The sequence below is a fragment of the Nonomuraea sp. NPDC050404 genome, from assembly GCF_040655495.1.
Lineage (GTDB): Bacteria > Actinomycetota > Actinomycetes > Streptosporangiales > Streptosporangiaceae > Nonomuraea.
Window position 1 is genome coordinate 159,507 of the sequence record NZ_JBFAKB010000014.1, and the last position, 24,814, is coordinate 184,320.

Annotated in this window: 35 protein-coding genes; 15 read left to right on the plus strand and 20 right to left on the minus strand. The window is 62.6% G+C overall.

Features of this window, described 5'->3' with window-relative positions:
* Positions 1–47 precede the first annotated feature (47 nt).
* The 8 genes from AB0I81_RS34840 to AB0I81_RS34875 form a co-directional block, all read right to left on the minus strand.
* Positions 48–1,397, minus strand: a complete 1,350-nt coding sequence (locus AB0I81_RS34840) for a phage major capsid protein (RefSeq protein ID WP_360665583.1) — start codon at positions 1,395–1,397, stop codon at positions 48–50.
* Entirely contained in the window at positions 1,394–2,116 is a 723-nt protein-coding gene (locus AB0I81_RS34845; RefSeq protein ID WP_360665586.1) for a head maturation protease, ClpP-related, read from the minus strand. The genes AB0I81_RS34840 and AB0I81_RS34845 overlap by 4 nt, the downstream gene beginning before the upstream one ends.
* Before the next feature lie 3 nt (positions 2,117–2,119).
* Positions 2,120–3,385 carry a phage portal protein gene (locus AB0I81_RS34850; protein WP_360665589.1) on the minus strand — a complete coding sequence of 422 codons (1,266 nt, stop codon included), beginning with the start codon at positions 3,383–3,385 and terminating at the stop codon, positions 2,120–2,122.
* Positions 3,378–3,635 (minus strand): hypothetical protein, encoded by a 258-nt coding sequence (locus AB0I81_RS34855; RefSeq protein WP_360665592.1) that lies wholly within the window; start codon positions 3,633–3,635, stop codon positions 3,378–3,380. Before AB0I81_RS34855 ends, AB0I81_RS34850 begins: the two co-directional genes overlap by 8 nt.
* A 10-nt stretch (positions 3,636–3,645) precedes the next feature.
* Positions 3,646–4,971 carry a phage terminase large subunit gene (locus tag AB0I81_RS34860; protein WP_360665595.1) on the minus strand — a complete coding sequence of 442 codons (1,326 nt, stop codon included), beginning with the start codon at positions 4,969–4,971 and terminating at the stop codon, positions 3,646–3,648.
* Positions 4,972–5,390: 419 nt separating this feature from the next.
* Entirely contained in the window at positions 5,391–6,089 is a 699-nt protein-coding gene (locus AB0I81_RS34865; RefSeq protein WP_360665598.1) for a hypothetical protein, read from the minus strand.
* A 514-nt stretch (positions 6,090–6,603) separates the two neighbouring features.
* Positions 6,604–7,071, minus strand: coding sequence for a hypothetical protein (locus AB0I81_RS34870; RefSeq protein ID WP_360665601.1), 468 nt, complete (start codon positions 7,069–7,071; stop codon positions 6,604–6,606).
* Positions 7,072–7,102: 31 nt separating this feature from the next.
* Positions 7,103–7,621: a hypothetical protein gene (locus tag AB0I81_RS34875; RefSeq protein WP_360665604.1), complete on the minus strand. Its 519-nt coding sequence runs from the start codon at positions 7,619–7,621 to the stop codon at positions 7,103–7,105.
* Positions 7,622–7,713: 92 nt separating this feature from the next.
* Between AB0I81_RS34875 and AB0I81_RS34880 the strand changes: the two genes are divergently transcribed.
* Positions 7,714–8,361 carry a hypothetical protein gene (locus AB0I81_RS34880; protein ID WP_360665607.1) on the plus strand — a complete coding sequence of 216 codons (648 nt, stop codon included), beginning with the start codon at positions 7,714–7,716 and terminating at the stop codon, positions 8,359–8,361.
* A gap of 100 nt (positions 8,362–8,461) precedes the next feature.
* Here AB0I81_RS34880 and AB0I81_RS34885 read toward each other — a convergent pair whose 3' ends face one another.
* The 9 genes from AB0I81_RS34885 to AB0I81_RS34925 all read right to left on the minus strand — a co-directional run bounded on the left by AB0I81_RS34885 (position 8,462) and on the right by AB0I81_RS34925 (position 13,655).
* Positions 8,462–9,262, minus strand: a complete 801-nt coding sequence (locus tag AB0I81_RS34885) for a hypothetical protein (RefSeq protein WP_360665609.1) — start codon at positions 9,260–9,262, stop codon at positions 8,462–8,464.
* Positions 9,259–9,471 (minus strand): hypothetical protein, encoded by a 213-nt coding sequence (locus tag AB0I81_RS34890; RefSeq protein ID WP_360665611.1) that lies wholly within the window; start codon positions 9,469–9,471, stop codon positions 9,259–9,261. Before AB0I81_RS34890 ends, AB0I81_RS34885 begins: the two co-directional genes overlap by 4 nt.
* A gap of 244 nt (positions 9,472–9,715) precedes the next feature.
* Positions 9,716–9,976 (minus strand): DUF4190 domain-containing protein, encoded by a 261-nt coding sequence (locus tag AB0I81_RS34895; RefSeq protein ID WP_360665614.1) that lies wholly within the window; start codon positions 9,974–9,976, stop codon positions 9,716–9,718.
* A gap of 35 nt (positions 9,977–10,011) precedes the next feature.
* Positions 10,012–10,179, minus strand: coding sequence for a hypothetical protein (locus AB0I81_RS34900; RefSeq protein ID WP_360665617.1), 168 nt, complete (start codon positions 10,177–10,179; stop codon positions 10,012–10,014).
* The gene (locus AB0I81_RS34905; protein WP_360665620.1) at positions 10,179–10,355 is read right to left on the minus strand and encodes a hypothetical protein; all 177 of its coding nucleotides are present in this window, start codon (positions 10,353–10,355) and stop codon (positions 10,179–10,181) included. Before AB0I81_RS34905 ends, AB0I81_RS34900 begins: the two co-directional genes overlap by 1 nt.
* 153 nt (positions 10,356–10,508) lie before the next feature.
* A complete protein-coding gene (locus AB0I81_RS34910) occupies positions 10,509–12,341 on the minus strand; it encodes a hypothetical protein (protein WP_360665623.1) in 1,833 nt (610 codons plus the stop codon).
* Positions 12,338–12,478 carry a hypothetical protein gene (locus tag AB0I81_RS34915; protein ID WP_360665625.1) on the minus strand — a complete coding sequence of 47 codons (141 nt, stop codon included), beginning with the start codon at positions 12,476–12,478 and terminating at the stop codon, positions 12,338–12,340. The genes AB0I81_RS34910 and AB0I81_RS34915 overlap by 4 nt, the downstream gene beginning before the upstream one ends.
* A complete protein-coding gene (locus AB0I81_RS34920; RefSeq protein ID WP_360665628.1) occupies positions 12,475–12,945 on the minus strand; it encodes a helix-turn-helix transcriptional regulator in 471 nt (156 codons plus the stop codon). The genes AB0I81_RS34915 and AB0I81_RS34920 overlap by 4 nt, the downstream gene beginning before the upstream one ends.
* 497 nt (positions 12,946–13,442) lie before the next feature.
* Positions 13,443–13,655, minus strand: a complete 213-nt coding sequence (locus AB0I81_RS34925; protein ID WP_360665632.1) for a helix-turn-helix domain-containing protein — start codon at positions 13,653–13,655, stop codon at positions 13,443–13,445.
* Positions 13,656–13,914: 259 nt separating this feature from the next.
* Here AB0I81_RS34925 and AB0I81_RS34930 point away from each other — a divergent pair, with 259 nt between their 5' ends.
* Positions 13,915–15,156, plus strand: a complete 1,242-nt coding sequence (locus AB0I81_RS34930; protein WP_360665635.1) for a site-specific integrase — start codon at positions 13,915–13,917, stop codon at positions 15,154–15,156.
* A 500-nt stretch (positions 15,157–15,656) separates the two neighbouring features.
* Here the strand turns inward: AB0I81_RS34930 and AB0I81_RS34935 are convergent, their stop codons facing one another.
* From AB0I81_RS34935 to AB0I81_RS34945, 3 genes are all read right to left on the minus strand, one after another.
* Positions 15,657–16,259 carry a hypothetical protein gene (locus AB0I81_RS34935; RefSeq protein ID WP_360665638.1) on the minus strand — a complete coding sequence of 201 codons (603 nt, stop codon included), beginning with the start codon at positions 16,257–16,259 and terminating at the stop codon, positions 15,657–15,659.
* Positions 16,260–16,996: 737 nt separating this feature from the next.
* Entirely contained in the window at positions 16,997–17,713 is a 717-nt protein-coding gene (locus AB0I81_RS34940; protein WP_360665641.1) for a creatininase family protein, read from the minus strand.
* A 28-nt stretch (positions 17,714–17,741) separates the two neighbouring features.
* Positions 17,742–18,935 (minus strand): hypothetical protein, encoded by a 1,194-nt coding sequence (locus AB0I81_RS34945; RefSeq protein WP_360665644.1) that lies wholly within the window; start codon positions 18,933–18,935, stop codon positions 17,742–17,744.
* A 206-nt stretch (positions 18,936–19,141) separates the two neighbouring features.
* Between AB0I81_RS34945 and AB0I81_RS34950 the strand changes: the two genes are divergently transcribed.
* The 13 genes from AB0I81_RS34950 (at position 19,142) to AB0I81_RS35010 (ending at position 24,814) form a co-directional block, all read left to right on the plus strand.
* Positions 19,142–19,459, plus strand: a complete 318-nt coding sequence (locus AB0I81_RS34950) for a hypothetical protein (protein WP_360665646.1) — start codon at positions 19,142–19,144, stop codon at positions 19,457–19,459.
* Between the two features lie 106 nt (positions 19,460–19,565).
* Entirely contained in the window at positions 19,566–19,739 is a 174-nt protein-coding gene (locus AB0I81_RS34955) for a hypothetical protein (RefSeq protein ID WP_360665649.1), read from the plus strand.
* 116 nt (positions 19,740–19,855) lie between these two features.
* Entirely contained in the window at positions 19,856–20,074 is a 219-nt protein-coding gene (locus AB0I81_RS34960) for a hypothetical protein (RefSeq protein WP_360665652.1), read from the plus strand.
* Positions 20,075–20,200: 126 nt separating this feature from the next.
* Positions 20,201–21,148 carry a hypothetical protein gene (locus tag AB0I81_RS34965; protein WP_360665655.1) on the plus strand — a complete coding sequence of 316 codons (948 nt, stop codon included), beginning with the start codon at positions 20,201–20,203 and terminating at the stop codon, positions 21,146–21,148.
* Positions 21,149–21,238: 90 nt separating this feature from the next.
* Positions 21,239–22,099 carry an FtsK/SpoIIIE domain-containing protein gene (locus tag AB0I81_RS34970; RefSeq protein ID WP_360665658.1) on the plus strand — a complete coding sequence of 287 codons (861 nt, stop codon included), beginning with the start codon at positions 21,239–21,241 and terminating at the stop codon, positions 22,097–22,099.
* Positions 22,100–22,112: 13 nt separating this feature from the next.
* Entirely contained in the window at positions 22,113–22,316 is a 204-nt protein-coding gene (locus AB0I81_RS34975; RefSeq protein WP_360665661.1) for a hypothetical protein, read from the plus strand.
* Entirely contained in the window at positions 22,306–22,521 is a 216-nt protein-coding gene (locus tag AB0I81_RS34980) for a hypothetical protein (protein ID WP_360665664.1), read from the plus strand. Before AB0I81_RS34975 ends, AB0I81_RS34980 begins: the two co-directional genes overlap by 11 nt.
* Complete coding sequence (locus AB0I81_RS34985; RefSeq protein WP_360665667.1) at positions 22,518–22,886, plus strand: hypothetical protein; 369 nt, start codon at positions 22,518–22,520, stop codon at positions 22,884–22,886. The genes AB0I81_RS34980 and AB0I81_RS34985 overlap by 4 nt, the downstream gene beginning before the upstream one ends.
* 2 nt (positions 22,887–22,888) lie before the next feature.
* A complete protein-coding gene (locus AB0I81_RS34990; protein ID WP_360665670.1) occupies positions 22,889–23,122 on the plus strand; it encodes a hypothetical protein in 234 nt (77 codons plus the stop codon).
* Positions 23,123–23,209: 87 nt separating this feature from the next.
* A complete protein-coding gene (locus AB0I81_RS34995; RefSeq protein WP_360665673.1) occupies positions 23,210–23,560 on the plus strand; it encodes an RRQRL motif-containing zinc-binding protein in 351 nt (116 codons plus the stop codon).
* Complete coding sequence (locus AB0I81_RS35000; protein ID WP_360665676.1) at positions 23,557–23,814, plus strand: hypothetical protein; 258 nt, start codon at positions 23,557–23,559, stop codon at positions 23,812–23,814. The genes AB0I81_RS34995 and AB0I81_RS35000 overlap by 4 nt, the downstream gene beginning before the upstream one ends.
* Positions 23,811–24,227, plus strand: a complete 417-nt coding sequence (locus AB0I81_RS35005) for an RRQRL motif-containing zinc-binding protein (RefSeq protein WP_360665679.1) — start codon at positions 23,811–23,813, stop codon at positions 24,225–24,227. The genes AB0I81_RS35000 and AB0I81_RS35005 overlap by 4 nt, the downstream gene beginning before the upstream one ends.
* Positions 24,218–24,814: a hypothetical protein gene (locus AB0I81_RS35010; protein ID WP_360665682.1), complete on the plus strand. Its 597-nt coding sequence runs from the start codon at positions 24,218–24,220 to the stop codon at positions 24,812–24,814. The genes AB0I81_RS35005 and AB0I81_RS35010 overlap by 10 nt, the downstream gene beginning before the upstream one ends.

Genomic DNA, 24,814 nt, shown 5'->3' on the forward strand with positions numbered 1-24,814 from the left:
GTCCGGTTAGGGCCTACCGGGGCATGCGCCCCTCGGCCGCGAGTTGATTACGCACGCTCGGCGAGCGTCACGTAGGGGGACAGGGTGTTGGCGGATCCGTTGGCAGGCGTGATGGCCGACTTCATCCACGGACGACCATCGACCCGCTCGATCACGCGGTAGACGATCATGTCGTTGCCGAACTTGTAGTGAGTCGAGGACTCCACCCGCATCTGCTGCCGGTCGCCCAGCAGGTACTGACCGAAGTCAACGAAGGCGATGTCGCCCTGGTCGCCGAGCTTCGACGTCTTCTCGGTGAAGTAGCAAGGGCGGCCCAGGATGGTGGCCGGAGGACCCTCAACACCGTTGTTCAGCCAGACGGCCGAGCCGCCAGTACCGATGCTCAGAGCCATGGTGGCCAGTTCGGGGAAGCTGTCGATGGAGGCGATCCACACCGCAGAGCCGAGGGAAGCGGGGAGCATCCGCGCGAACATCTTGATGATGTTCTCCCACAGGATGGTGTCGGCGGCCTGACCGCTCTCCTTCGCGACAGCAACCAGGGCGGAGTTGCCGGTGTTCAGCACACCCAGCGGCTTGCCCGCACCGTTGCCCGTCAGGAACGCCTTGTCCTCGAAGAATGAGATGGCCTTCGGCATGGCGTTGTCGATGAATCCACCGAACGCCTGCGGAGCGTCCATCGGCAGCTCAGAGGGTACCTCGCAGTAGGAAACGAGCTTGTTGGCCCGCAGCACGGTCCGACCGAACTTGGCCTCGGACTCGGGCAGAGCCTGGCCCTCCTCGACCCACGTGCCGGTGATGCCGCCATAGACGCTGTCAGCGTGGGAGGTCTCATCGACGGACGGAAACGGCACAGAGGGGCCGTCCATCGGCACGACCATGGCCCGAGGCCGGACGATCGAACCTTCCAACGAGCTGGACAACAGGGTGGCACGCAGCACCTCGGGAACGAGGAAACCGCCAAGGGCCGGCTCAACGGTGCTGTAGTCGTTGCGGATCTTCTCCCAGCGGGCGCGGTTGGCCGGGGACCGCTTGTGGTCCGGCGCAACCGAGGCAAGGAAGTCCGACACCGAGGAGAACTCGTTGTCCAGGGCAGCACCAATGGCATCAGCGCTGTAGGCAGCACCCTTCTTCGGGGCACCACCGTTGGCCAGGTCGAGCTTCGCCCGGTTCGACAGGGAGGCGTTGTTCTCCTTCAGCATCTCGGCGAGAACGATCTGCGCCTGCTCCTTGACCTGAGCAGAGATCTCTTCGCCGTGCTTGGCCATCTGCGCTGTGGCGTAGTTCTTGATGAATTCACCAAGGCTGGCGGGGGTCTTGGCCACCTGGGCAAGGGTGGTGGTGTCCGTGAGCATGGCCTCCAGCTCGGCCGCGCTCGTAGGGATCTTGGGTGCGGTCATGAGCTGAACGCCTCCTTCATCAGTCGTTGGAATTCATCAAGGTCAAACTCGGCTTCCGGGTCGGCGGGGGTCGGCTCGTCCTGTCCATCCGTGGATGGCACTGGGGCCTTGTTCTCTGGCTTCTTCGCCTGCGGCTCGGCTTCGCCCAAGACCGCGTCAGCCAGGCCCGCCTCTACGGCCTCGCGGTCCGAGTACCAGGTCTCCGCCCGCATGGCGGCACGCCAGTCCTCGACGTCACCGCCCGCACGCTGCGCGTAGACCTGGGCGATGTTGGCCGACGCCTTGTCCAGAAGTGCGGCCATGTCCGCCATGTCCTGGCTGTTGCCGATGACGAGCCCACTCGCCTCGTGGATCATGAACATCGACTGCGGGGCCATGACGACCGTGTCGCCCGCCATCGCGATGAATGAGGCTGCAGACGCCGCTAGACCGTCGATGGTGACGTTCACAGTGGCCGGGTGCTGGCGGAGGCTGTTGAGGATCGCCAGGCCATCCCACACATCCCCGCCTGGGCTGTTGATGTGGAGTTCGAGCGTCCTGGCGGTGACGCCCTGCAAGTCCCTGCAGAACTCCGAGGCGGTTACGCCCCATGCACCGATCTCGTCATAGATGCTCACTTCGGCGACGTCGGCGGCCAGGTTCTTCAGCTCGTACCAGCGGCCAACCCGAGCCTGCGCCGACCTCTGGAAGTTGTGTGGTCGCTTCAGGAGACGACTCATCGGTCAACCACCATCCGCTCCTTCGATTTGGCTTTCCGTTACAGGGGCCGGCTCACGCATCCGCATCCTCGGTAGGCCCACTACGTCGGCTGCGTCGTCGGGATGAGCCCCCTCGCGAACCAGTGCCGCCCACGCCGCCGTCTTGGAGTCACGGGCCTCGTTCGCTGCCGTCGCATCGGGTGGGACCGGGTCGTTGTAGGCGAACTCGACGCCTTGCCCAGTGGAGCCGAACAGAGGGAGGAACTCGGTGTTCAGGGCCAGCTTCCAGCGCTCAAGGCGTGGCACTGTGATCTGTTCGGCGAACCATGCCTTCGACGTCTCGGCTACCGCACGGTTGACGTCATCGACATCGCCGAGGGCGAACTTGGGGAGCCCATACGCCTCGCGGATCATGTCCCGAGACAGGGTGCGCAGTTCGGTGAACTGCATGTCCCGGATCGTGTACTTGCGGTCCACCCACTTGTGACCCTCAAGGATCGCCACCCGGTGGGCGCGTGACACGCCACGGTGCTGCTCCGACCAGCGGGCCTGCAACTCGTTGAACTCGTCGTCGCCGAGACGACCATCGGTCTCGATGATGCCGCCCGGCTCGGCGGAGTTCAGGAAGAAGTTGCGGTTCCACTCGGCGGCCAGGCGTGCAGAATCGACGTCTCTTATCGCGGCCTGCACAGGACCGAGCCCCCGGTAGGGATCCTCCGGGTCCGGCATGCGGATCTGGATGACCTCATCTAGGGCGAGGGGGATCCGTTCACCGCCAGGGGCTCGGTAAATGTATCCGGCGAGGAACTGTTCCTTCGACGGCACCGGCTCCATGCGGTCGGGACGTACCACCCACAGGCCGAGCGGGAGACCAGGAAGCCGCTCGTCACGTTCGACGATGAGCCACGTCTCTCCGGTCAGGTCGTTGTGCTGCTGACCCGACTCAACCAGCTCTTGCCGGGTGTAGAAGTCGTTGGGCTTGTTCCAGATCCGCAGTGCGAGATGGTCCTCAAGAAGGTCCACACCTGGCTTGTCACAGAGCGGGCAGACGGCAGTGCTTGCGTTCCGCACTCGGATCCGGTGCATATGCCAGTCCACGGACGCCGTGGAGATCGAGGTGCGGCTGACAATGGCGAACACCGTCCCGTTCGAACCCATCGCCTGCAGATGTCCGTGACGATCTCGCTGCGAGAAGGAGCTGGTATTGGCGCCGATAACGTCGTGGGCCACGTACGGCACGGGAGCGCGGTTCTTGACGCCGCCAAGCAGGGCACCGACGAGGCTACGCATCGCGCCCGGCCCATTCGAGCAGCAGCAGCGACACCCCGGCCGCGGCGATACCGGCCACCACGTGCAGTTCCCACAAGGCGTAGTCGATGAGCCCGAGACCACCGACTTGGAGAACGAACGTCCGGGCTCTGCGCCACGTCGGCAGGATGCGTCCTGCGTGGCGTGCAGCGCGGGACAGGATGGACTCACAGGCAGGCCGCTTGGCTCTCGATGCCCGGCCTTCAGCCCACGACTCAGTCAGGGTCGTCATGTCGTTCCTCTCACAGCCAGCGGATCGAGCCGCGAGTCCGGCCGTCGCGGTGGGCGACGAGATAGCGCATGGCGTCACAGCCGTGGTCGTTTTCCTTGACGGGTGCTTCCTTGGGCGGCTTGCCGGGCGCTTGGTCCCACACGTATCCGGGCAGTTCCTCGGCCAGCCAGGTCGGCTTCTTCGCCTCGGCCAGCTCGGTGTCGCGCTGGATCAGGGAGTCACGGAGGACGAACAAGCGGGGCTTACCGTCACCAGCGGGACGCAAGCGGGCCTGTACCGCCTGGATGCCCTCGGTGACTTTCTTGTTGGCCGCCAGGGTGGACATCCCGAGTTCCCGCTCCAGCACCGCACGGCCCTCGGCATCGTGGTCGCAGATGATGGCGCGCGGCCTTGGCTCCGACCAGGACCCGTCCTTCTTCGTGACCGCCTTGAGGATGTCCGCAGCGTGCTGATCGACGGTTCGCCGGCTCGCGTACAGCTCCCGGTACAGGTACAACCTGCCATCCGGATCCTCGGCCCAGCACTGCAGGACGAAGGGGTTGGTGTAGCCGAAGTCCACCGCCCACCACCGCGTCCACTCGCCGGGGATCGGGAATCGGTCAACCAGGTGGACGGCGGGGTCGAAGTCCTCGTAGATGAGACCCTCGGCCGCGACCCACAGGCCCTTGCGAAGACGGGCGTGCCGTACGTTGGTGAGCTTGTCCAACTTGCTGATGTAGTCGGCACCGACCGGTGTGGGGTGACCGTGGTCGTCGAACAGGACGGGGTTGTCCTCATGGCGGCAGTCGAGCATCACCGTGTCGCCACGGTCGCACCGAGCCTTGAGCCAGTGCGTCGGCACCGAGGGGTTGGTGTCGGCGATCAACTGCTGGAAGGAGACCTTGCCGTTGCGGAGGCGGGTGGTGATGGCTTCCCAGTCGTCCTCGGTCAGCTCGATGGCTTCCTGGACGTAGACCACGTCGTACTCCGACGACATGATTTTCGTGGCCTTGTCCATGCCGCCGATCACGATGACGCTGCCGTTGGTGTACCGGTACGACTTCGCCTCTTGGGCTGATCCGCCGTAGTAGGCCACATCACCAGCAGCTAGGGACTCCTTGGCCACGTGTTGGCGGAAGGTGACCAGGCCGCTGGAGCTGAGCGACACCGCCGTCTTCCTGACGATCAGGCCGCGCATCCCTGGGTTGAGCAGGGCCATCAGGTGCAGCTTCTCCAGGCAGGCCCTGGACTTGCCGGTACCCGCAGGGCCGGAGAGGAGGACCTCAGGGGCCCGACAGTCGAAGAGGACGGCAGCCACACCGCGCGGCCGGTAGTGGTGCCGTAAAGCGATGCTCATGGAGCCCCACCCTTCGGCGTGACGCTTTATTCGCTTTCGGGCATGACTCATCTGTCGAGCCCACCGTGGGCCGCCGTCGCGACTTAGGCTTGCGGGGCGGCAGGAAGTGGCCTGGACCCGACTTCCCGAGAACCTCTTCGGACCCCCCTGTCTTCTTCCCGGGGGGCGGGGCCGTCCGAGGTTGGTAGAGCAGACGAGTGCTGCTCGGTCTCGGCGGAGGAAGGAAGAGGTCATGACCCCCGATCCGGGCAGGCGGAGCCGTTGGTGGTGGCTCCCAGGAACAGCGGCGGCGATCGTCTCAGCAGTGAGATTCGTCTATGAGTTCTTCCGCGATCACTACTACTTCCACGGGAAGTAGGCAAAGAGCCCCGGCCGGTTCATTCGGTTCGGGGCTCGGCGCTGTAGAGGGAACCGCACGATTACCCCAGGCTATTTACCGGCTTCATCAGCTCAGTGATGTTCACCCCGATCTCCTCGTACAGCCACTCTTGTTGGATCTTGCTGTACTCGTACCCCACCCTGAGCATCTCGACGGCTGTCTGTTCGAGCCGTCTGAAGTTTGCCCGCCCCGACTGTCTGTCCTCTTCCTCCCTCATCTCAATGATGGAGGCTAAGTAGTTTGGGCCGTGGTTCTCTAGACCGTGTGCACCGAGGCGCTGTTCCAGGACTTGTAAGGTGGTCTCGCTCAGCGACGCGAACCCGTATTGATTCTTTGGGTCGGCTCCACGGATGAAATATCGAAGGATGGTTGCGTACTGATCAGGGATGACAGGGAGGACGGTAGCTAACTGGTTTACCTGTCCCTGAGCCCAATAGAGGGAAGCCTTCTGGAGCTGCTCGATGATGAGCTGGTTACGATCCCTCTCCCGCCCTTCTTCAAGAAGAAGCTGCAACCTTCGGTCACCGGCTTCGCGCTCTTCCTGTAGACGGCGCTCAGCGTGCTCGTGGTCCTCCTCGCGATCCTTCTTCGCCGCCCCGAGGTCCGACTTGCGTCGGCGAGTCTCCACAAGAGCCAAGATCAACGCAAGCACCACAGCCGCGACGGTCCCCACTCCCTGTAAGTGGTCAGCCAAGGGCACGTCGTCAGGCGGCGGCACCACGCGGACCGTACCGGTCACAGCGACTGTAGGCTCTAGCGCAGCAGTCGGAGTTGGTGTCGTGCGCGCCTCAGGCGCTGCCGTGGGCGTCGAGGTGGCTCTTGGCGACGGAGTCATGTCGCGATTCTGCCGTCTACCGCAGGTTGGCCGCCTCCGCACTCAAGGCACACCGTACACATCCCGTTTCGGCTTGACACATATTGAGATTTCGGGCTCGGATCATCGCAAATTGCCGTGCAGCATGTGGCGGCAGTGGCTACGGTTTCCGTGCATCCTCCCCTGGGGTCGAACTTCTAGAGCTGCGCTGCGGTGCTGTACAGGCGCAACCGCGCGGCGAAACAAACAGAGGAGAGATCCATGACTTCCGACTTAAAGCAGAAGCCCAGCCGTTGGTGGTGGCTGCCGGGAACGGTCTCGGCAGTTGTCTCGACGGTGAGGCTCGTTTATGAGTTCGTGCGTGGTCACTATCACCTGCACCGCTAGGTAGATCGCCCAGAAGCCCGGCTGGAGAACCGTCCAGTCGGGCTTCACCCTGTTACCGCAGGCTATTCAGATCCACGCCCTCGAACGAATACGTGATCGTCTGGTCCGTCTGGATCTGCTGCTTCACCGGGGTGTCCAGGCCCAGCAGCTTGGCTCGCCTACTCTCGATGTCCAAGACCGTCTTGATGGCGTCCAGCAGTGGGCCGGCGTCCTGCAGTGGCTTTCCGTCCAACGTCACGACCCGGCCGTTCGAGACCGTGATGTGGTGCCGCTCCAAGACCTCGTTGGCCTTCACCAACAGGGCATCCAGGCGTTCGAGCTGCTCGGTCCGGTACGTCGTCACCTCGTCGAAGGTGATCTCCGTCATGGCCGTCTTCCAGATCTTGTGCGCGCCCTGCTTCGTGATGCCCAACCGGTCACCGATCTCCTGGAAGGCCACTCCTCGGCGCCGCAGTCGGAGCACCTCGGCCTTGCGGTGCTGAGCCTCCTCGATACGAGCGGGGCTGCGGGTATCTCCCAAGGTCAACCCCCTTTATCACGTCAACCGGGTGTTATGAGGCGAGCAGGTCGAAGTGGAAGCCGACTGCGATCAACGCCACCGCTGACCAACGGATGGCGCGCTCTGTTGAAGGTCTCTCAAGCAGCGTCGCGAATCCGCGAACGATGAATCCGGCTACGCGTGGAGAGAGTGCGAGGGCCAGCAGGACCGCGCTGTATCCGAGCACCAATGTGACCCTCGTGGCTAAGTCAAGGAAAGGTCCGGGGGGAAGCAGCTCAAACTCCACGGGCACATAGGTAATCATCCAGGCGAAGGCCAGGACCGCTGCGGCCATTAGCGCCTTCATCCAGCCGTACGACTTGAGTGCTTCGAAATCCTTCGATTGTCCAGCCCACTGCCGTACACGTTCCGGCCCCAACGCATCGAGGACAGCCGTCGCTCCTCCGAGGAACGCCGCGATCTTTCCTGCCCGGCCTAGGGCGAGGATCGAGCAGCCGTACAGGGTGTGCTGGTTCACCTGGACGTTGTCGAACCACATGCCCCACGCCTGCAGTAAGCCGAGGTCTGCCATGGCCCGGCAGCGTATCGGTGGGATGGTGATCAATTCCGCTGATTCGTTCGGTTGCCCTAGAAACGCCAGCCCCTGCAAGCGATAGTCGAGGAGTGAACTGGGCTCAGGTCATCCCCGCGCTGCTCGGCACCCTCATCGGAGGGGGTATCTCTCTCATCACCACCAGATGGACGCAGGCGAATCAATGGAAGATTGAACGCGACAAGCGAGCCGCCGAACGAGAACAAACCGCTCGGATCAGCGCCACCGAGGCAGCGGTCAAGCTCATTCAGATCAAGCCGATTCCCACTGAGGAGTACGAACTCAGAGCGCAGCGGGCGAAGAGGTGTGGCGATCCGCCGCCTCCGGATGAAGAGCAACCCTCGGAAGATGAAGTCGCAAAGTGGGCGCAGATCCAGGAGCCGTTGGTCATTCAGCTCCGCGTAGCCATTGAGGAGTTCTCCGATGACCCGCTACGGGAACGGCTGCTGGATATGACCTTGGCAGTAACGCAGGCCGATTACATGTGGGAGCGCATCGGTGCTCCCGGATCCGTTACCCGGCGCGCCGCTTGTGAGCACATGGTGGAAGTCCTAGGGCGATACGGAAGAGGTGCCGACTTGCCGCCACTCCCCGAAGAACTTCAGCAGGCATTGGGGGCCATTCATGACCAGATCGAATGGTGGGACTCCCTCATAGAGAGGCAGAAGGTCCAGGTCGAGGCCCCGAAAGCACCACCCGGAGGACAACTCTCTTCATGACAAGCATAAGAGGCCCGATGTTTAATCGAGCCCCTCAGCTATGTATCCCAGGCTATCCGTATGATCCGTTACAAGTAGTTGCTTTGTCAACCGACACGTGCTACGCGGCCTTCTTCGCCTTTCCTGAGGCTGCCGCTTCGATTACGTCACCGACCCGGTATAGCGGGAGTAGATCACCGCCGAGCTTCTTCGGCTCGCCGTACGAGCAGGGGTCCAACTTCCCTCTGCTCGCCCACACTCGGATGGTTGAGGCCGCGACCTTGACACCCATTCCGGCAAGAGCGGATGCGACCTGGACGGAGTTTCCGACGAAGTGCTCCAGCTCTCCAAACATCCATGCACGCCGTGCGTCCACGTCGTAGACGAACTGCTTCCCGTCATCGGCGAGGCACTCGCGACAGCCCACCTCCGTATCCCCCGGCCGGGCGTACAGCGGCATCCCACAGGCGTCGCATGGGCCTGCGTACAACCGGTCCGGAGGCCGGTCAATCACCATTCTCACCGCCTGGACGGCGTCGCGGATCTCGGTCACCGCCTCACTGCCAGCGGGGTGATGACGGAGCCATTCGACGTGCGTCACCAGCCGCTGAGAGATGGAGATGAGGTCGTCCGCAGGGAGCCTGACGCCGCGCTCGTCGGACACCAGACGGGCCCACGCGACCAGGACGAACCTGAGGGTGTGGGCCTTGTCCGAGGCCGCGATGTGGAATGGCAGGCGCCTCTCACTGGACCGCCGCAGCGCACCGGCCGACATCCGTGCCCGACCGGTAAGCGTCACCTCCAGCTCCTCGACAAGAGCGGGGATGTCGTCCAGGTCCCAGCGCAGCCGTTCACCGCAGCGAGCACACACGTGGGCCAGGTCGGCGACCTCGGAGCCGCACAGGTCGCACAGGACGTTCACTGCGCCCTCCGCACCTCGTTGCTGTTGATGGCCTTGAAGGTGATGCCGGTGCGGAGTTCCGCCTCCTGGACGGCGGGGTGCTGCTGAACAGCGGCCTCGTGCCGGGCAAGAGCCTGGCTGACCTTGGCGATGACGTGCCGGCCCATCACATGGAGAACCACAAGCTCGATGAGGACGGCGATGTTCAAGACGACGATCAGGGTCACCATGTCCAACTCCATTCACTACAAGAATCTGAGGCGTTGTGGGGGGCGGGGGTAGGCCAAGGGACCACGCCCGACTCTTCGTCCGTCTGTGGCTCGACGTTGAGGCCGGAATGGGCAAGCTTGGCCGCGTGGCGCTTCTCCAACCCGTACGCCCGTCGTTCCGCGAACGCGGCCTGCGCCCGTCTACGAGCCTCACGCCGCCGTGTAGCCTCCTCGATGAACTGCTGCACCCGCTCATCAGCCCGGCTCATTGATAGCCCTCGATCATCGAGGTGCCGAGCCCGAGCACGCTGCTGAAGATCAGCACGGTGGTCAGGGCAGCGGGGACCGCGATCACGTACCCGAGGATGAGTCCGGTGACGGCCTGGCCGTGCCCGGCCTTGGAGCCGTTCTTGGTTTCCTTCCAAGCGAAGTGACCGCAAACAATGGCGATCAGGCACGGGAGTCCAAAGGCACACCACCCGCCGAAGAATCCGATCAGCCCGAACACCAGGGACGCGGTGGCCATGCCGGACGTGGGTACGGCCCGGGGAGGCTGCATGGTCATGATGCCGCCTCCCGGTAGATCGGGTCGTCCGACAAGGTGGTGGCGTTGGCCAAGATGTCGGCCATGTGGACAGCCGTCACGGTGTTCCGACTGCGCTGGTAGTAGGCCATGAGGTGCTGGAACTCACGCTCCAGCGCCTCGTTCAGGAACTCGATGGTCATCATCAGTTCGCCACGTGCTTCAGCCAGACGGGGCAGTCGGCGTCGTGGAAGATCTGCCAGTAGTGCTTGCCTCGGCCGCCGCGATTAGCGTCGAGGACGGCGTAGGCAGAGCACTGATCGCAGCCCGCATCATCGATTTTGAGGCCGTCAAACTCGGTCAACTCGTCATATCCGCCCATGTCACTCTCCGTAATATTTCAGGTGATCATGCGAGGGGGTTTAGGGGGTTTAACGGGTTTGTTTCGAACCGGTCCCACTTTTTCGCGTGCTCGCACCTATCTCGAAAAGGTCCCTCCCGTGAGAGATGGGTGAAAACAAACCCGTTAAACCCCCTAAACCCCCTCCTGCTCCGCATCCCAGCGTTCGATACGGAACGTGTTGCCGTTCTTCCTGTCCTGCCACACCTTTACGGTCAGATCACCGACATAGCGACCTGCTCGATAGGTGAACCACTTACCAAGCGACTTCGTGAACCCGGCCCGACTGTTCCCCCGGCTCCACTTCTCTGCGAGATCACCTGGAAGCGTCGAGGGAGCGATCCTCCCCGTCTGGGCGTATGGACCGTATGGGTCTTCGGAGGCGATCTTTCCGACCAGGTCCGCCATCTTGAACGATGTCTCACCCATCACCTCATAGGCGGCGGCGAGAAAGGCGGCCCATTCCTGGTCCTCGGTGCTGTCGAGGTGCTTGTTATCGGGCTTGCCGAACTGCCCCGAGAAGCCTGCCCACGACAACAGGCCCTCGACCGCTGCATCCCAACGTGCGTAATCGTCACCACGCTTGGGAGGCCCTTTCGGCGATCCCGCGAGTACCCACGCCCTCACGATGATCAGCAGGGCCTGGATGATTCGACCGCGATTGGCTGGCACCCAGGTCTTCAGGTCGAGGGAGAATCTTGTACGGTCCTGCGGTCTGGGCACCCTGGGGTCGATCGTGATCCAGTAGACCCGCCGCGCCAAGTCCCCATCGATCTCGGCATTGTTCGCGGTGATGGTCCACAGCCGATCGTTTGGAGCCGCGCCGTCCCTGTTGGCTCCGAGGATCCGTTCAGAAAATTTTGCCGAGGTGAGCAGGGCCTCGAACTTGGCGCTTCGGACTCGCCCGCGTACGTTGTCGAAGGTGACGACCGGGGCTGTGGTGTGCATGAGGATGCCAAGGATCCCCTTCGTGAGTTCAGCATCGTCCTGCGGCCAGCCCGCACGAAGGATTCCGCCATGGACGGTTCGCAGGATGTTCGCCAGATAGGACTTGCCCGACCCTGGGGCAGGCGCGTCGATCACAAACACGGGGTACGGGCTCGGATAGATCGCACGCAAGATCGGCGTGAACAGCGCCCCGTACCAGTTCGCCCGATGATGCTCCTCCACGAAGGGAAACTCGGCGACGATGCTGACGATCAATTCGACCGCCATCTTCGTCTCGGCGGGCGTGGGTGCGCTTGGCACCGGCAGCACATCGAGCCCCGGTCCCGGCAGGTAGAGCACGCCTGTGTCCAGGTCATAGCCGGGCTGGTCGATCACCGAACCGTCAGGCCGCATCGTGGGCGTGTGAGTCACGCCTCTCAAAGTGCGCAGGTGCGGTGTGCCCTCCTGCATGCGCGCGGCAGTGTGCGCATTGGTGGCGCATTCCCTGGGGAAGAGCCTCGGCTCCCAGTCCGGGACCGTGCGCGTACTCTGCTCGCCTGTCGCTGGGTCAGTGGCAGGCTCCTGACGCTGACGACCGATGCCGGGGGCGTAGCGAATCTCCACCAGCGTCTTCAGCTCGGTCTCCGACATCAGTCGGACTTGAGCAGGGCCATCATCTTCGCGTTCGTCCTGGCGCGGGATGTAGCCGTCCTCCCCCACTCGGGGCGTGAAAACCAGTTCGCCGTCCCGATGAAACAGCCCAGCCAGGCCGTCCCGTCCGATCTCATCCCGGAGCCATCGGGAGGCACGCTCCTTATTGCCGACCGGGACCCTGGCTCGGCCGTCCCGTGCCTCTCCCTCATCCACCAGGGGTACGGATGATGCCCGTCCCCTCGCATTGTCGTCGGCGCTATCAGTAGGAGCGACGTCCACCATGGACTGGGTCGCCGGCCCGCACTGACAGTAGGTCGGCACCACCTCATCGCAGATAGGACAGAACTCCGGCGCATCCAAGAGCCCATCGAGGGGGTTCGAGGTCACGTCGCCTCCCGGAAGAGGACGGCGAGCCGGTCACGCTGCCACGGCTTGAGCGGAGGGGCGGCGTCTACCAGGGCGGAGACGTACTCACCAACGCCGAGGGACTCGAAGACGGAGCGCAGCTCCGAGACCGCGTTCACGCCACGTCCTTGCGGAAGCCCAGACGCTCACGGGCCCACTCGCCCAGCTCAGGGTCGAGTTCCTCCAATCGTTCGACGGCGGCCCGTACAACCTTGCCCTCGCTCCTGTGCGGGGCGTTCTGCACGCGACAGGAGAGGAGGTCTGCGGGGGCCCATCCGTCTTCATCGATAAGGAGTCCCTCTTCCCGACCTCCCGGCGCCGCCAGGCTGTCGAGGCCCGCACGGATGATGTCCCGGCAGAATTCCGAGACCGCGCTTTCGAGTTCCGTGTCGGTGAAGAGGTCTCCGACGCTGACGCCGAGCCGGTCCGCCATAACCGTGACGATCTCAAGGGAAGGGTTTCGGTGGCCTTCCATATACCCGTAGACCGCTCCGGGGTGCCGGGTGATGGCCTCGGCAAACTCACTTACCGAGAAGTCCCGCACCTTGATGTAGTGGCGAAGCTTGTCTCCAGAAAATTCCTGCACTGTGACTCCTCATACAGGACACACACCGCCACAGCCGATTCTCTCGAAAGAGAACTCTTCTGCGACGGCGTACCCTGGAGGAAGGTCCCGACAGTGCCCGCCCTTTTGGAACGGACCCTGACCCGCGACCGCATCAGCGTCAGTGCACGCCATCACCGAATAGTGCCACCATTCGGTATGGGTTATGCGTGCCGGTTTTGTTCCCGACGTGTTTGAGAGTAAGACACTGAACGTGCAAAGGCAAGCCCGATCAAGGGCTCGACCTGCCAAAACCCTTGACGAGACGCACTCTCATCTTGAATTGTCACTGCTCAACGGTATGCTTTCAGCGAGGGAAATCTGCTGAGATTTCTTTGCAGCACCCCGCGTCCCGGAGACGGTTCGCCGGGTGCTGCATACAGGAGAACGGACTACGCCAAGCCGGTCTTGTCCTCCGACTTTCAACAAGGAAAACCCCCGCCTACCTGCACAGGCGGGGGTTTTCGTGTCTCGTCTTCTTAAGATGCCAGGTCCACAATCAGAGAGTCGATGTACGCCACGGCGTCCGACTCACGGATACGCGTGCGGGGCTTCCTGCAACCTGGCGGAGCGATGTTGAGATACGGAAGAGCGCCGCTGGCAATGTGCCTGCGCACGGTCCATTCCGATACACCCCATAGCTCACCGACCTGCTTAGGCGTGAGAAGTCGGGCGCTTTCCCCGTGTTTCATGAGCAAATTCTAGCCGTTCCCTCTTGCCAAATGCTGCGCTAATCCTTCGGGAACCTGCTCGCTGTTGATCTGTTCTGACACGTAGGCTTGAGGCATGGATGATCTCTCATTCAACATCAACATCGAGTTACCTCATCGTAGGCAGTAGTTCAGAAAGTCGGTGATCATGTATCTCCGTAAGCTCCCATCCGGGAAGTGGCAGGCCACTGTCCGGAAACCGGACGGGAAGAAGGTCACTCGCACGGACAGGTTGAAGTCCGTGGTGAAGGACTGGGCCCTCAAGCAGGAGGCCAAGTTCAGGAGCGGGGACCGTCGCGACCCCCGAGCCGGCGAGGTCAAGCTCGGCGACTGGCGCAAGCGCGTACGGAACGCCTCCGGGCTGGAGAGACCCACCCTGGCCAAGCATGACTCACTCTGGCGCACCCACTGCGAGGAGGAGTGGGCCGCTTGGCCCATGAACGCTGTGACGCGCACCGAGGCTCAGGGGTGGGTCAACCGGCTCAAGGGAACCACCAGAGCCCGCCACAAGGGCCGCGTGGTCATTGAGACCGAGGGCGTGCCCCTGCTAAAGGCGAGCACCATCCATGAGGTGGTGTTCGTGATGGGCAACCTCTATGTCGCGGCCATGACTGAAGATCCACCCCTCGTGGTGACGAACCCATTCGCCAAGCTCGATTTGCCGAAGATCGAGCCTCGCACGGTGGAGTTCTATGAGCGGGATGAGGCTGATCTCCTCTACGCAACCGTCATGGAGTTGTCTGGCCTCAAGTGGCGGACTCTGATCGAACTGGGCATGGATGTTGGACTGCGGCCTGGCGAGGCGTACGGCCTGCATGCCAACCAGATCGATTGGATCCGTGGCCTGATCACCATCACCCACGTGATGACTCGGTACGGGCTGAGGGAGTACCCGAAGTCTAAGAAGTCCCACCGGACCGTCCCGGTGCCGCCGCACACGCTGAAGGCCATGCGGGAACTGATGGGGCAACGAACCGCATGGGGCGTCTGCGCCTGCCCGAAGGTGCTTCCAGACGGCTCTCGGGTGCCCGGTGGGGGTCCTTGCCCTGGCCTGATCTTCCCGGCCGCCCAAGGCGGACCGATCGACGACGGGAACTTCCGAGACCGCATCTGGAACGTCGCGGTCGAGGCAGCCCGCCCCTGTGGTCAACTCTCCCCTGGACGGGCTCAGGACACCCTATGGACGGTTGGAGAGTGCGGTCCCAAAATCTGCGACGACCCGAGTCACAAGCTCCGGCGCTTCCCGCCGAAGATCATGCGGCACACGGCGGCGAGTTGGCTCGTGCAGGATGGCGTACCTCTGTATGACGTACAGCACCTCTTGGGCCACGAGTCCTTCGCGACTACGCAACGCTATGCCCATCTGGCCCCCGAGGCTCACAGCAAGGTCATCGAGAGCTGGAAGCGGCGGGCGTCTGCGCCAAGATCTTCGGAGGATGGCGCACGTGCGGCGCACGACATGCAGGAGGCCCGCCTCTCATGATGAGCTGCGAGCCTCTGACCTGCGACCTTCGTGGTGGGCGATACTGGGATCGAACCAGTGACCTCTTCGGTGTGAAGCAATAGTGAGACATCAAGGACCGTGCGTTCGGCCTGGTAGGTGGGTTCTGAAGGTGCATGGCTGTGCACGGACAAGCACCGGTTGGCATCGCGAATGTCACTCAGTTTGTCACTCAGGGTTCTGTGCGTAATCACTGTTCAGGAGGTACTTGAGGTCGTAGTGTCTCAGGTTATGGTGACGCATATCAGAGAGTGCCTCGAACCTCAGTTGCCAGCTTGGTATAACGATCAAGGAGGAACTGCGGCATTCGGTGGGTGCAGCGCTCACGGTACTCCTCCATGTTATGAACCTATCGTGGCTAGCCTCATCCTTGAAGACGCTGGCAGCGATGACATCCGGTGGGCGGTATGCCAGCGAGGGTTGGACAGTCTGCAAGAACAGAGCAGTTGAACCACTAGAAGGATCGGCTGCTGCATGACCTGTTATTTCAACGATACCTGTATCGCCCAAATACGGTGATAACTTGTCCCATGTACTGCAGTTGACTCTTGCCCTCGATAATTCACCGTTTGATGCGATTCCCACGAGCCGATTGCCTCGGCATCGTAGCCTTGGTCGCATAGGATGTCAGCCATGATGTGCGCCAGGCGATAGTTGAAATGGTCCTCCGGGGAGCTAGATTGACTATCGTCGCCAACTTTTACAACTACAGTAACGGTTCCCGCTAAGGCTGCAGAAGGCAAATCGACTACTATTCGCTCTTCGAGTTCCGCGATCTGATTTAACTGCCACCATCTTCCTGATGTTTTGAACATGCGGCGTCGAAGGTCTTCGCCGAGATGCCAATATGTCCCCGAGGACCTGGTTCTCTCGTAAAGGTCAGAGGCTGGAGCCATCTGATCACGCAGATCGCGGAGCAGATCCGGCTGCTCAATTAGCTCCCTAATGATCTCATCCTTGAGCATCCCATCCGGGTTATAGACGGAATCCGGGTCGCTCGCAGGGCTTTCCGGCGGAGGAGACTGCTCAGCATTGGCGTTGCTGAGCAACGATCGCAGATCATCTGGATCGGGAATCCATGTCACCACCGCAACGTACTCCGTCGAGCCACAATGGACAACGTATCGAGTTAGCCAGCATATCCAGCGAAAGGGATCCCACTTCCGTTTCTGTCGGGCTCGTTGCGAGACAGAGGCCGTCGCGTCACTCGTCACCGTCTGGCGTAGCGTCTCCGTAGAGATCGCTAAGTGCCCGGAGGCTCACCATGACAGTTGCGTAGCCGAGTGGAATGGGGCTCGGCAGTCGGCGCACGTGGGCATCCTTAAAACTGAAGCCGCCCGAGTGCATGATCGGATCTCGAACAGGCTCCCTTCTCGTGGCGTATCTGATCGCCCGTACCCCTCCCGCTCCGGACAGGTGCCCAAGCTCGCGACTGCGGGGCGGGTTCTGTCAAGGGTCGAGCTTGCTCGATCGCGTAGCGACGGCCGCAGGCCGCCCTTGATGGGTTCCGACCCCGCCGCGAAACAATTTCGCACCGGGAGCGATCACCCACACGTGCGGAACGGCGGCCGACCAACTGCGGACACCTCCCGCCGAAGGTTGACACGACGACCGACTGCACGTGCGCTGATGAGAGCGACCTCGTGACCCGAGTTGTGCGCCGCTCATGTTTCGCGGCCCTGGCTTCTCGTCCGCGCCAGCCGACCGGCGTTGTGGCGGGCCGGTGCGGGAGCTCAAGTGGACGCAGCCGGCCCGCGCCGAGTCGGCGGCGCGTGCGGCCCGGTCAGGGCCGCTTTAAGTTTGTAGAGAAAGTTCTCACAGATCAGACAGCTACATCAATGCTACGGAGACATGAGGCGAATGCTTCATTGAGGTAGTCAAGGACTGCTCTACCTTTCTCAGCGGTAGCTAGTGACGGTCGGCCAATGACGCCCGTTTGGGTATATGCTTCCATGCCCTTGGTAAGGAGATCATTGCGATCGTTGGCTATGTGATCAACAGTTGCGTAGCCGTCTTTTACCAGTTCGGGGTTAGCGGCCAGGAGGATGGAAACCTCTAGCTCGCCTGCGTGCATGTCCTCATGACTACTGGTTTCCATGCTCGCCTTGGTGCGTGCAGCTTTCCAGTTAGTGTTGGTTGGAAAAAGTGCCATGCATCGTTCGTTGACGGTGGCTTCTTGTACGACGTTGGAAAGCGCATAGTTACCGCCATGAGCGTTTATCAAGATTAGCTTTTGGACGCCGGATGCGCGTAGAGAGGACTGAATATCGATGATGAGCATGGAGAGCGTCCGAGCCGAAATGCTCACTGTTCCTGGCCAAGCTTTGTGCTCGTGGGAGCATGAGATGGTAATTGGCGGCAGATGGCGGACCGGGTAGAGCTGGGCGATTTCGCGGGCGATGATAGAAGCGATAGCCGCGTCAGTGCTTAGCGGCAAATACGGTCCGTGCTGTTCAAAGCTGCCAATCGGCAGGATGGCGACGTTTGCGTTTCGCGTGTGCTCATCCGTGGTTGTTTGCGTTGGCAGCAAATGAAGCACTGTATCTCCTTGCGGGAAGTGTGTGGCGCTATGCGATGTCACGTGTGCACTGGGCTAAGAGCCTCGTCAAGTCTCGCACGGAAGGCAGTTCAGCGACAGGTGCTAGACGAGCGTGGAGGGCTCCGAGCTGTGCTCGGATTCGGGCTGAACCCGTTCTCTGGGCGATGGTCAGGGCTTGCGTTCCAGCCTGGATGGCCTGCTCGATCTCGCCTTGCACTGCGGCTGCTGTGGCTAGCCGGGCAAGACAGAGGCCCTTGTCGCGAGTCTGGGCGGCGTCGGGCCATTGCGCGAGGCTGTTGTTGAAGGCAGAAATGGCAGCGCCTGGGTTGCCGAGAAGCACCCAAGACATTCCCGCTTCCATCTCAACGTAAGACGGTGTGCAGTAACGCGCTTTGTCCGTTGAGAGTTGAGTTAGACCTTCAGTGGCCTGCTGGATGGCATGGTCTACAGCGGTTTCAAATTCGCGTGGTTCACCGAGAAGGGCATGCGCATTAGCGAGTTGCCGAAGAGAGACGGCACGGAGTCGAGGCGTGAGATTGGATGTTGTGTTGAGTGCGGCATTGGCTAGTCCTAGACCTTGACCAGGACGTCCGGCCTCGGTGGCGATGTTGCTCTTTCGCATAAGGGTGTAGGCCACGACTTGCGGGTCGGCTAGCTCTTGGGCGTAGTCGAGTGCCTGATTGGTCCAATGCATAGCGCATTCAGGGTCGCCTGAGTCTTGATAGAGCCAACCACAGAATTCGGCGAATTGAGTAGCGACTTGAAGCATCCGGCGACGGTCGCTTCCACGAGCTGAATGTACAAGCCGATCTATCAGTGGAAGTTGAGCCTGTACGGCTGGCACCAAGTAGAGAGGACCTAGAAGGGCATCGGCGCGGCTGTGTTCCGCGAGCACGTTCGACAGGTAGGCGATCACCTCAGGCGAAGGTGCATCTGGCGACGACTGCGGGAGGGTTGGCAAGGCGGCCACGATGATTCCGGTTTTGGCTTCCAGTCCGATTTCTTTCGCGGATGCCCTGTAAAGCTCACAGAATATCTGTCGGTATGCTTCGGGGACGTCGCGACGATCATTCTCGAACATGGAGAAGAGAGTGCGCAAGCTGGATCGTGATGGAACGTCGATCTTCAGCCTGCAACCGATCTGCTCGAAGCGAACGATGGCCTGCTCCTGGGACCAGCCATGCCGCTTACGGGCCTGCTTGAGCAAGTTCGGAGCACTCATTGCGCCTCACAGTTGCCCGACCATCGGTGTCAACGTTCTGGTGAATCCAGGATGCCGCATAAACGTGCCGTTCGCATGGGGTTAACGCGTTTTGTTAAGTTGCGTTGGGTTTTGTCCGCTGTCGCGATGTTGTCCATGTCAGTTCCATGAAGCTCACAGGGAGTTCGCACTACAAGGGTGCGGCCCTCAACCCGGAGGTGAGCTCTGTGAAGCTCTTCATCGAAGTCACCGGCAAGTCGTTCATGGTGACAAAGGAAGCGGTCGAGAAGACCGACCAGAACGGGCGTCAGAAGTCCGAGCGGGAGACCGGCCGACCGATGTGGGTCACGCAGGTCATGGCGCTGGACGAGACAGGCGGCGAGATGATCAACGTTACTACGGCTGGCGAAAGGCCCACGGTGACAGTTGGTTCTCAAGTCGCCCTGTTCAAGCTGGAGGCACTGCCTTGGGCGACCAACGGTCGTAACGGCGTAGCCTTCCGCGCGGCTGACATCAAGTCCGCTGGTGCTCCGGTCAGCAAGTAGACCGCGTTTCTCAGTTCCAAACGAGCAAACCCAAACCACAGTACGTGTTCACGGCACGGCTTTTCTCCACAACCCTACGATCCCGAGTTCAGACAGGAGTGTCGTCATGTCACAGACGACTAAGTTCTCCATCTGCCGGACGAACGTGAACGCCACCTACACGATGGCGTACCTGTGTCACCAGTGCTCCGAACCCGTCGTGGGGTTCGGCAACGAGGCACCCGGACCGTTCTACGGAACCTGTGCCCACGGACACCAGTCCACGGTCGTCGTCAATTAGAAACGTCTGCCACCGCTTCAGATGATGTCCCGAGGTTTCGGGACCAGCGCTCTCATCATTCAGCCTGGTCCCGTTCCGGGACCAGCAGTCAGCATCCGCCCAGATCGGAGACTGCAATGACCACCACAACGCGTCCCCTCATCCGCTACACCTACGTCCTGAGCATCGAAACTGACGAAGGTCGCAAAATTACCGACATCGGGACTGTAGACGTGTTCGAAGGCGATAGTCGGCACGCTCTCTACAAGGAAATCATCGGTGTTCGCATCACGGAGGCGCTCGGAATTACGAGCTTCGTCGTCCTGCACTTCAGCTTCGAACGTGACGCCCTGTAGGCGCCGACAGAGTCTTCTCCGAAGGCTTCTTTCAGCCTTCCCCTGCACATACGAGCGGGACCGTTCGCTTTCCCGGCCTACGGTCCCGCCCTTTTAACCCCTCAACCTCGCCACGAGGAGAGAGTCATGTCCAAGACTACCTTCGGGATGCACCAGCACAACAGAGGGAACAGTCGTGGTCGCGGCAAGGCCGTGACCGTCATCCAGGCAAACGTCCAGTACAGCTACCTACGCACCGCAAAGATCACCTTCTACGTCGTGCTGGCCGTCTCGGGCCTGGTCACGGCTGTGGTCTCCACCCAGTACCTGCACCCGATCCTGGTCGTGCCGTTCGCTCTGGCCGCCGGCACTCTCATCGGCTGTGCTGTCGCCAGCATCATCGCCATCTGGCCCGTCCTGCGCGCCATCTGGTGGTGGCTGCCGGAAATCGCCTTCGTCATGCTCACGATCGGCGGCTGGATGTTCCTGCAACACCATCTCGGCCCGATTCTCACCGGTCTCATCTACGCCAGCATCATCGCCCCCATCGGCCTCATCCCGGCCGTACGCCGCTACACGCTGGCACTGGCCTGGTGCCTCATCGTCCGGCACCGCCTGCGGACCTGCTTCATGACCTTCCTGCCCACCGACCGGCACGGTCATCTGCCGTTCATCGGCTTCGCCCTCCCGACCCCTGTCGGGGAACGCGTCTGGGTCTGGCTGCGTCCCGGCCTGTCCCAGGAACACATCGAGGCTCGGCTCGACAAGGTCGCCGTAGCCTGCTGGGCCGCCTCGGTCTCGGTGACCAGGGCCCGCACCTCCAACGCCGCTGCCATCTGCCTCGACATCAAACGCCGTCAGGTACTCGACGGCCTGGTCGGCTCTCCTCTGATCGAGGACCTCCCGCCGTCCGAGGCCCCGGCCCTTCCCCGGCCGGTTGCTGCCGTTCCGGCTCAGCTCGATTTCGCTGACGTGCCGGACACCGACGACACCACACCCACCGAGCGTCCGACCAAGAAGAACGCTCGACCCCCGGCCGTAGGCGGCACTCCCGTCATGGCCGTGCAGGACAACCCGGACCTCGACTGGGTCTGACCTGTCGTCCGCTACCGGGAGAACCCTGTTCGCCTCCCGGTAGCACCCTTCGCATTCGTTCTCGGAGACATTCCCAGAGGTGACGCTGCCATGCACGCGGCTCTTCCCGATCTCCCGGTCACGATCCCGGTAGCGCCGACCATGTCCATGTTCGACCCGGTGTTCATCGGGATCGATGAATTCGGCAACCCCGTCTATCTCGACCTGGTCTACCACAACCTGCTCGACGCCGGAGAACCCGGCGGCGGCAAATCCGTATTGATCCAAAACCTCGTCGGGCACGCCTTCCTGTGCCACGACTTCACCCCGGTCCTGTTCGACCCCAAATGGGTCGAGCTGGGGATGTGGATGGAAGCCGCCGAAGCAACCGGCGGCGTCTTCGTCGGCCCCGACATCGACAAGGGCCTGCGCGTCCTGCGACGCCTGCAAAAAGTGATGGACCGACGCTACTCCTGGCTCGTGACCCACGGCCGCCGCAAGTTCCTGCCGACCGATCACATCAAAACCATCGGTGTCTTCATCGACGAACTCGGCTACTACACCACCACCATCGGCACTCCCGAACAGCAGAAAGAGTTCGTCACGCTGATTCGTGACTTGGTTGCACGAGGCCGCGCCTGCGCCATGCCGGTCATCGCCGCCACCCAGCGGCCCAGCGTGGACATCATTCCCACCTCACTGCGCGACCTGTTCGGTTACCGGGCAGCCTTCCGCTGCACCACCCCCAACAGCTCCGACATCATTCTCGGTCACGGCTGGGCTTCAGCCGGATTCAACGCCCAGACCATCAGCCCGGCCACCCCCGGCGTCTTCTACCTCATCGCCGAAGGCGGCATCCCACGCCTGGCCAAAGCCGCCTACCTCAGCGACGAGCAGATCCACCAGCTCGTCGACTACGTCACCTGGGCCCGCCGTACCGGCGACGCCCAGCCCGTACCGCTGGCCGCGTGAACGGAGAACCACCATGTCCCACGACCCCGACACGGTCCCGGCCCTCAGTGAGGTGCCCTGGCCCGACCAGTCACCCCCCGATCCGGAGGCGCTGGCCCTGCGCTGCATCGAGTGCAGTAATGACACCTTCATCGAGATCACCATCACCACCGACCGAGGCCGCGAAAGCGCCCTGGAATGCACCTGGTGCCGGGAGGTGTACGTCCATGATCGATGACACTGACCCCCGTATCGCGTGGCTGGAAAGCCCGCTGATCGTCGAACACATCCGCTGGTACGACAAGCTCAGCCGCCCCACTGCCTGGCAGATGCCCATGTTCTGGCTCAAGAACGACACCGGCTCCTGCGCGGTCCTGAGCAGCTTGACCGAGATGACCGTCCCAGCTTCCGCCTACGACAATCCCCACTGGAGACCGCTGTGATTCACAAGGCATACCACCCCAACGGCAGTCCCGACCTCCGCAACTGGACGGTCCAGTGCGACAACCACTGCCCCAACACCATCCGCGTCCTGAACGCGACACCATCCGGCTGGATCGTCGGCAGACGCGAAAATGGGCGCTGCTACTGCCCCGCCTGCGCCACCGTCCTTGCCATGAACGTGATCTCCTGGGCTCTGGCCTGCCCGAACTGCGCCTCCCCAGACTTCACTCTCGGCATCAACAATCACGGCACCGCCGAATTCTTCCTGTGCAACGGGTGCTGCTCTGCCTACCTCGCCACCGACGGCTGGCACTGTGCCTGCTGCGGCGACCCCATCACCCCGCTCGATTCAAGCTGGGACTGACCATGGCCATCACGATCCTCGACTACGTCGCCGCCAAGGTCGGCATCCGAGAGAGCTACACCGCCGTCGATCACCTCAGCAACGGCGTTCATTTCCTCGGTGGGTGCGAATGCTGCCACGCCAGCATCGCCAGCTACAACGCCCACCCCGCGCAGTCCGGCAGCTGGCGATGCGCCGACTGCGTCGGTGACTCCGGCTACCTCACGGTCGCCGAGTTTGAAGCTGACACGTACTAGATCCGGCGTGGGGCCGGACCTCTCGCCAAAGATCCCCGGCCCCCGCCTCAGTTCACTCCCAGCAACCAGCAAAGGAGCAGAACCGTCATGCACTCTATCCCCGCTCCGGCTGCGCGGATACCGCAGCTCGATCGGCTCAACGCCACCCCCGGTACTCGGGTTGTCTTCTACGACCCCACCGGCAGTCAACACGCCCTGCCCACCTACCCCTGGAAATGGGCACCCAAGAACCTCAAGACCCGACGCCAGCTCGCCGCCCTCGGCCTGCGGCCCGGTGGCCAAACTCCCGTCGCCCAGATCCTGTGGCGCAACGGCGGACGCGTCGCCTACCTCTACGACATCGACCGCGCACTGCCCAAGCGCAAGCCCACCGGCAAGCAGCTCGACGCCCTCGGCAAAGCCCTGCACGCACGTCGCAGCAAGCGGAGCGCACCATGAGCCGCCCGATCGAAAACCCCGACTACGCCGCGTTCCTCAAGCGGATCATTCGCGCCTACAGCAAGCGCATCGCCGAAGGCGACATCGAAGCCCTCGGCGACCTGGCCGGCGTCGTCGCCGAACTGGACCACGCCATCGCCCAAGCCGTCATCCAGCTCCGCGCCCAGCACGGCTACTCCTGGACCGACATCGCCCGCCCCCTCGGCATCACCCGCCAAGCCGCCCAACAACGCTGGGGCGGTGACAACCGATGACCGGCCCCCGCATTCCCCAGCTTGACCACCTCACCCAGACCAGGGGCGTCTACCTGCAGTTCTACGACCCCACCGGCAGCCGTCACGGCGGCCTGCCCACCTACCCCTACAAATGGGCGCCACGCGGCCTGCTCACCCTGCGGCAACTCCGCGCCAAGCAGCTACGCCCCGGCGGCCAAGACATCGCCGCGCAAATCGTCTGGCGTCGCGGCCGACGCGTCGCCTACCTCTACCGCGAAGACCTCGCCAAACCCAAACGCACCGCCACCACCGCGCAACTGGCCGCCATCCAAAAGGCGCTGCGCGCCCGGCGCGTCTGCTCCACCTGCCACACCGAAAAGCCGTACTACATCGCCCGTTCTCTCGGCGAATGCAACGACTGCCACGACCGGTGGAGGTTCACATGCAGCTGAACCACCAACCCCCCTCCCGCAGTGAACAGGTTGAATCGCGGATTCAGCTCGTCATCCTGCTCCTGGTCGGCCTTATGGCCGGAGCCGCCTCCTTCACTCACGTCCACGACTGGACCATGGCCAACAGCCCTCAAGGAACCGGCGAATGGTTCGGCTGGGCCAACGCCATCATCGCCGAACTCACCCCCACCGCCTCCGGCGTGGAAGTCCGGCGACGCAAACGCAACCGGCAATCCGTCACCTACCCGATGATCGTCCTCATCGCCTCAGCCGGTCTGTCCATCGCGGCCCAAATCGCCGTCGCCCAACCCCACCCCACCGGCTGGCTCATCGCGGTCATCCCCGCCCTGGCCTTCCTCGCCCTCACCAAACTCGTGCTCTCCCGCACTCCCACCGCCCAACCGGCGTCATCCCAACCGGTCACCGCACCCGAACCCGGCCCTGAAACCACACCCCAACCTGCGGTAACCCCTTCTGGCCGTGAGCGCCAGGACCACGGACCCACCGACCACCGCACCCTCAAGGAGCGACCCCCGGCCCTGCCGGTCCTCACCCTGCCCACCCCCGCCCTGGAAGGACACCACTAA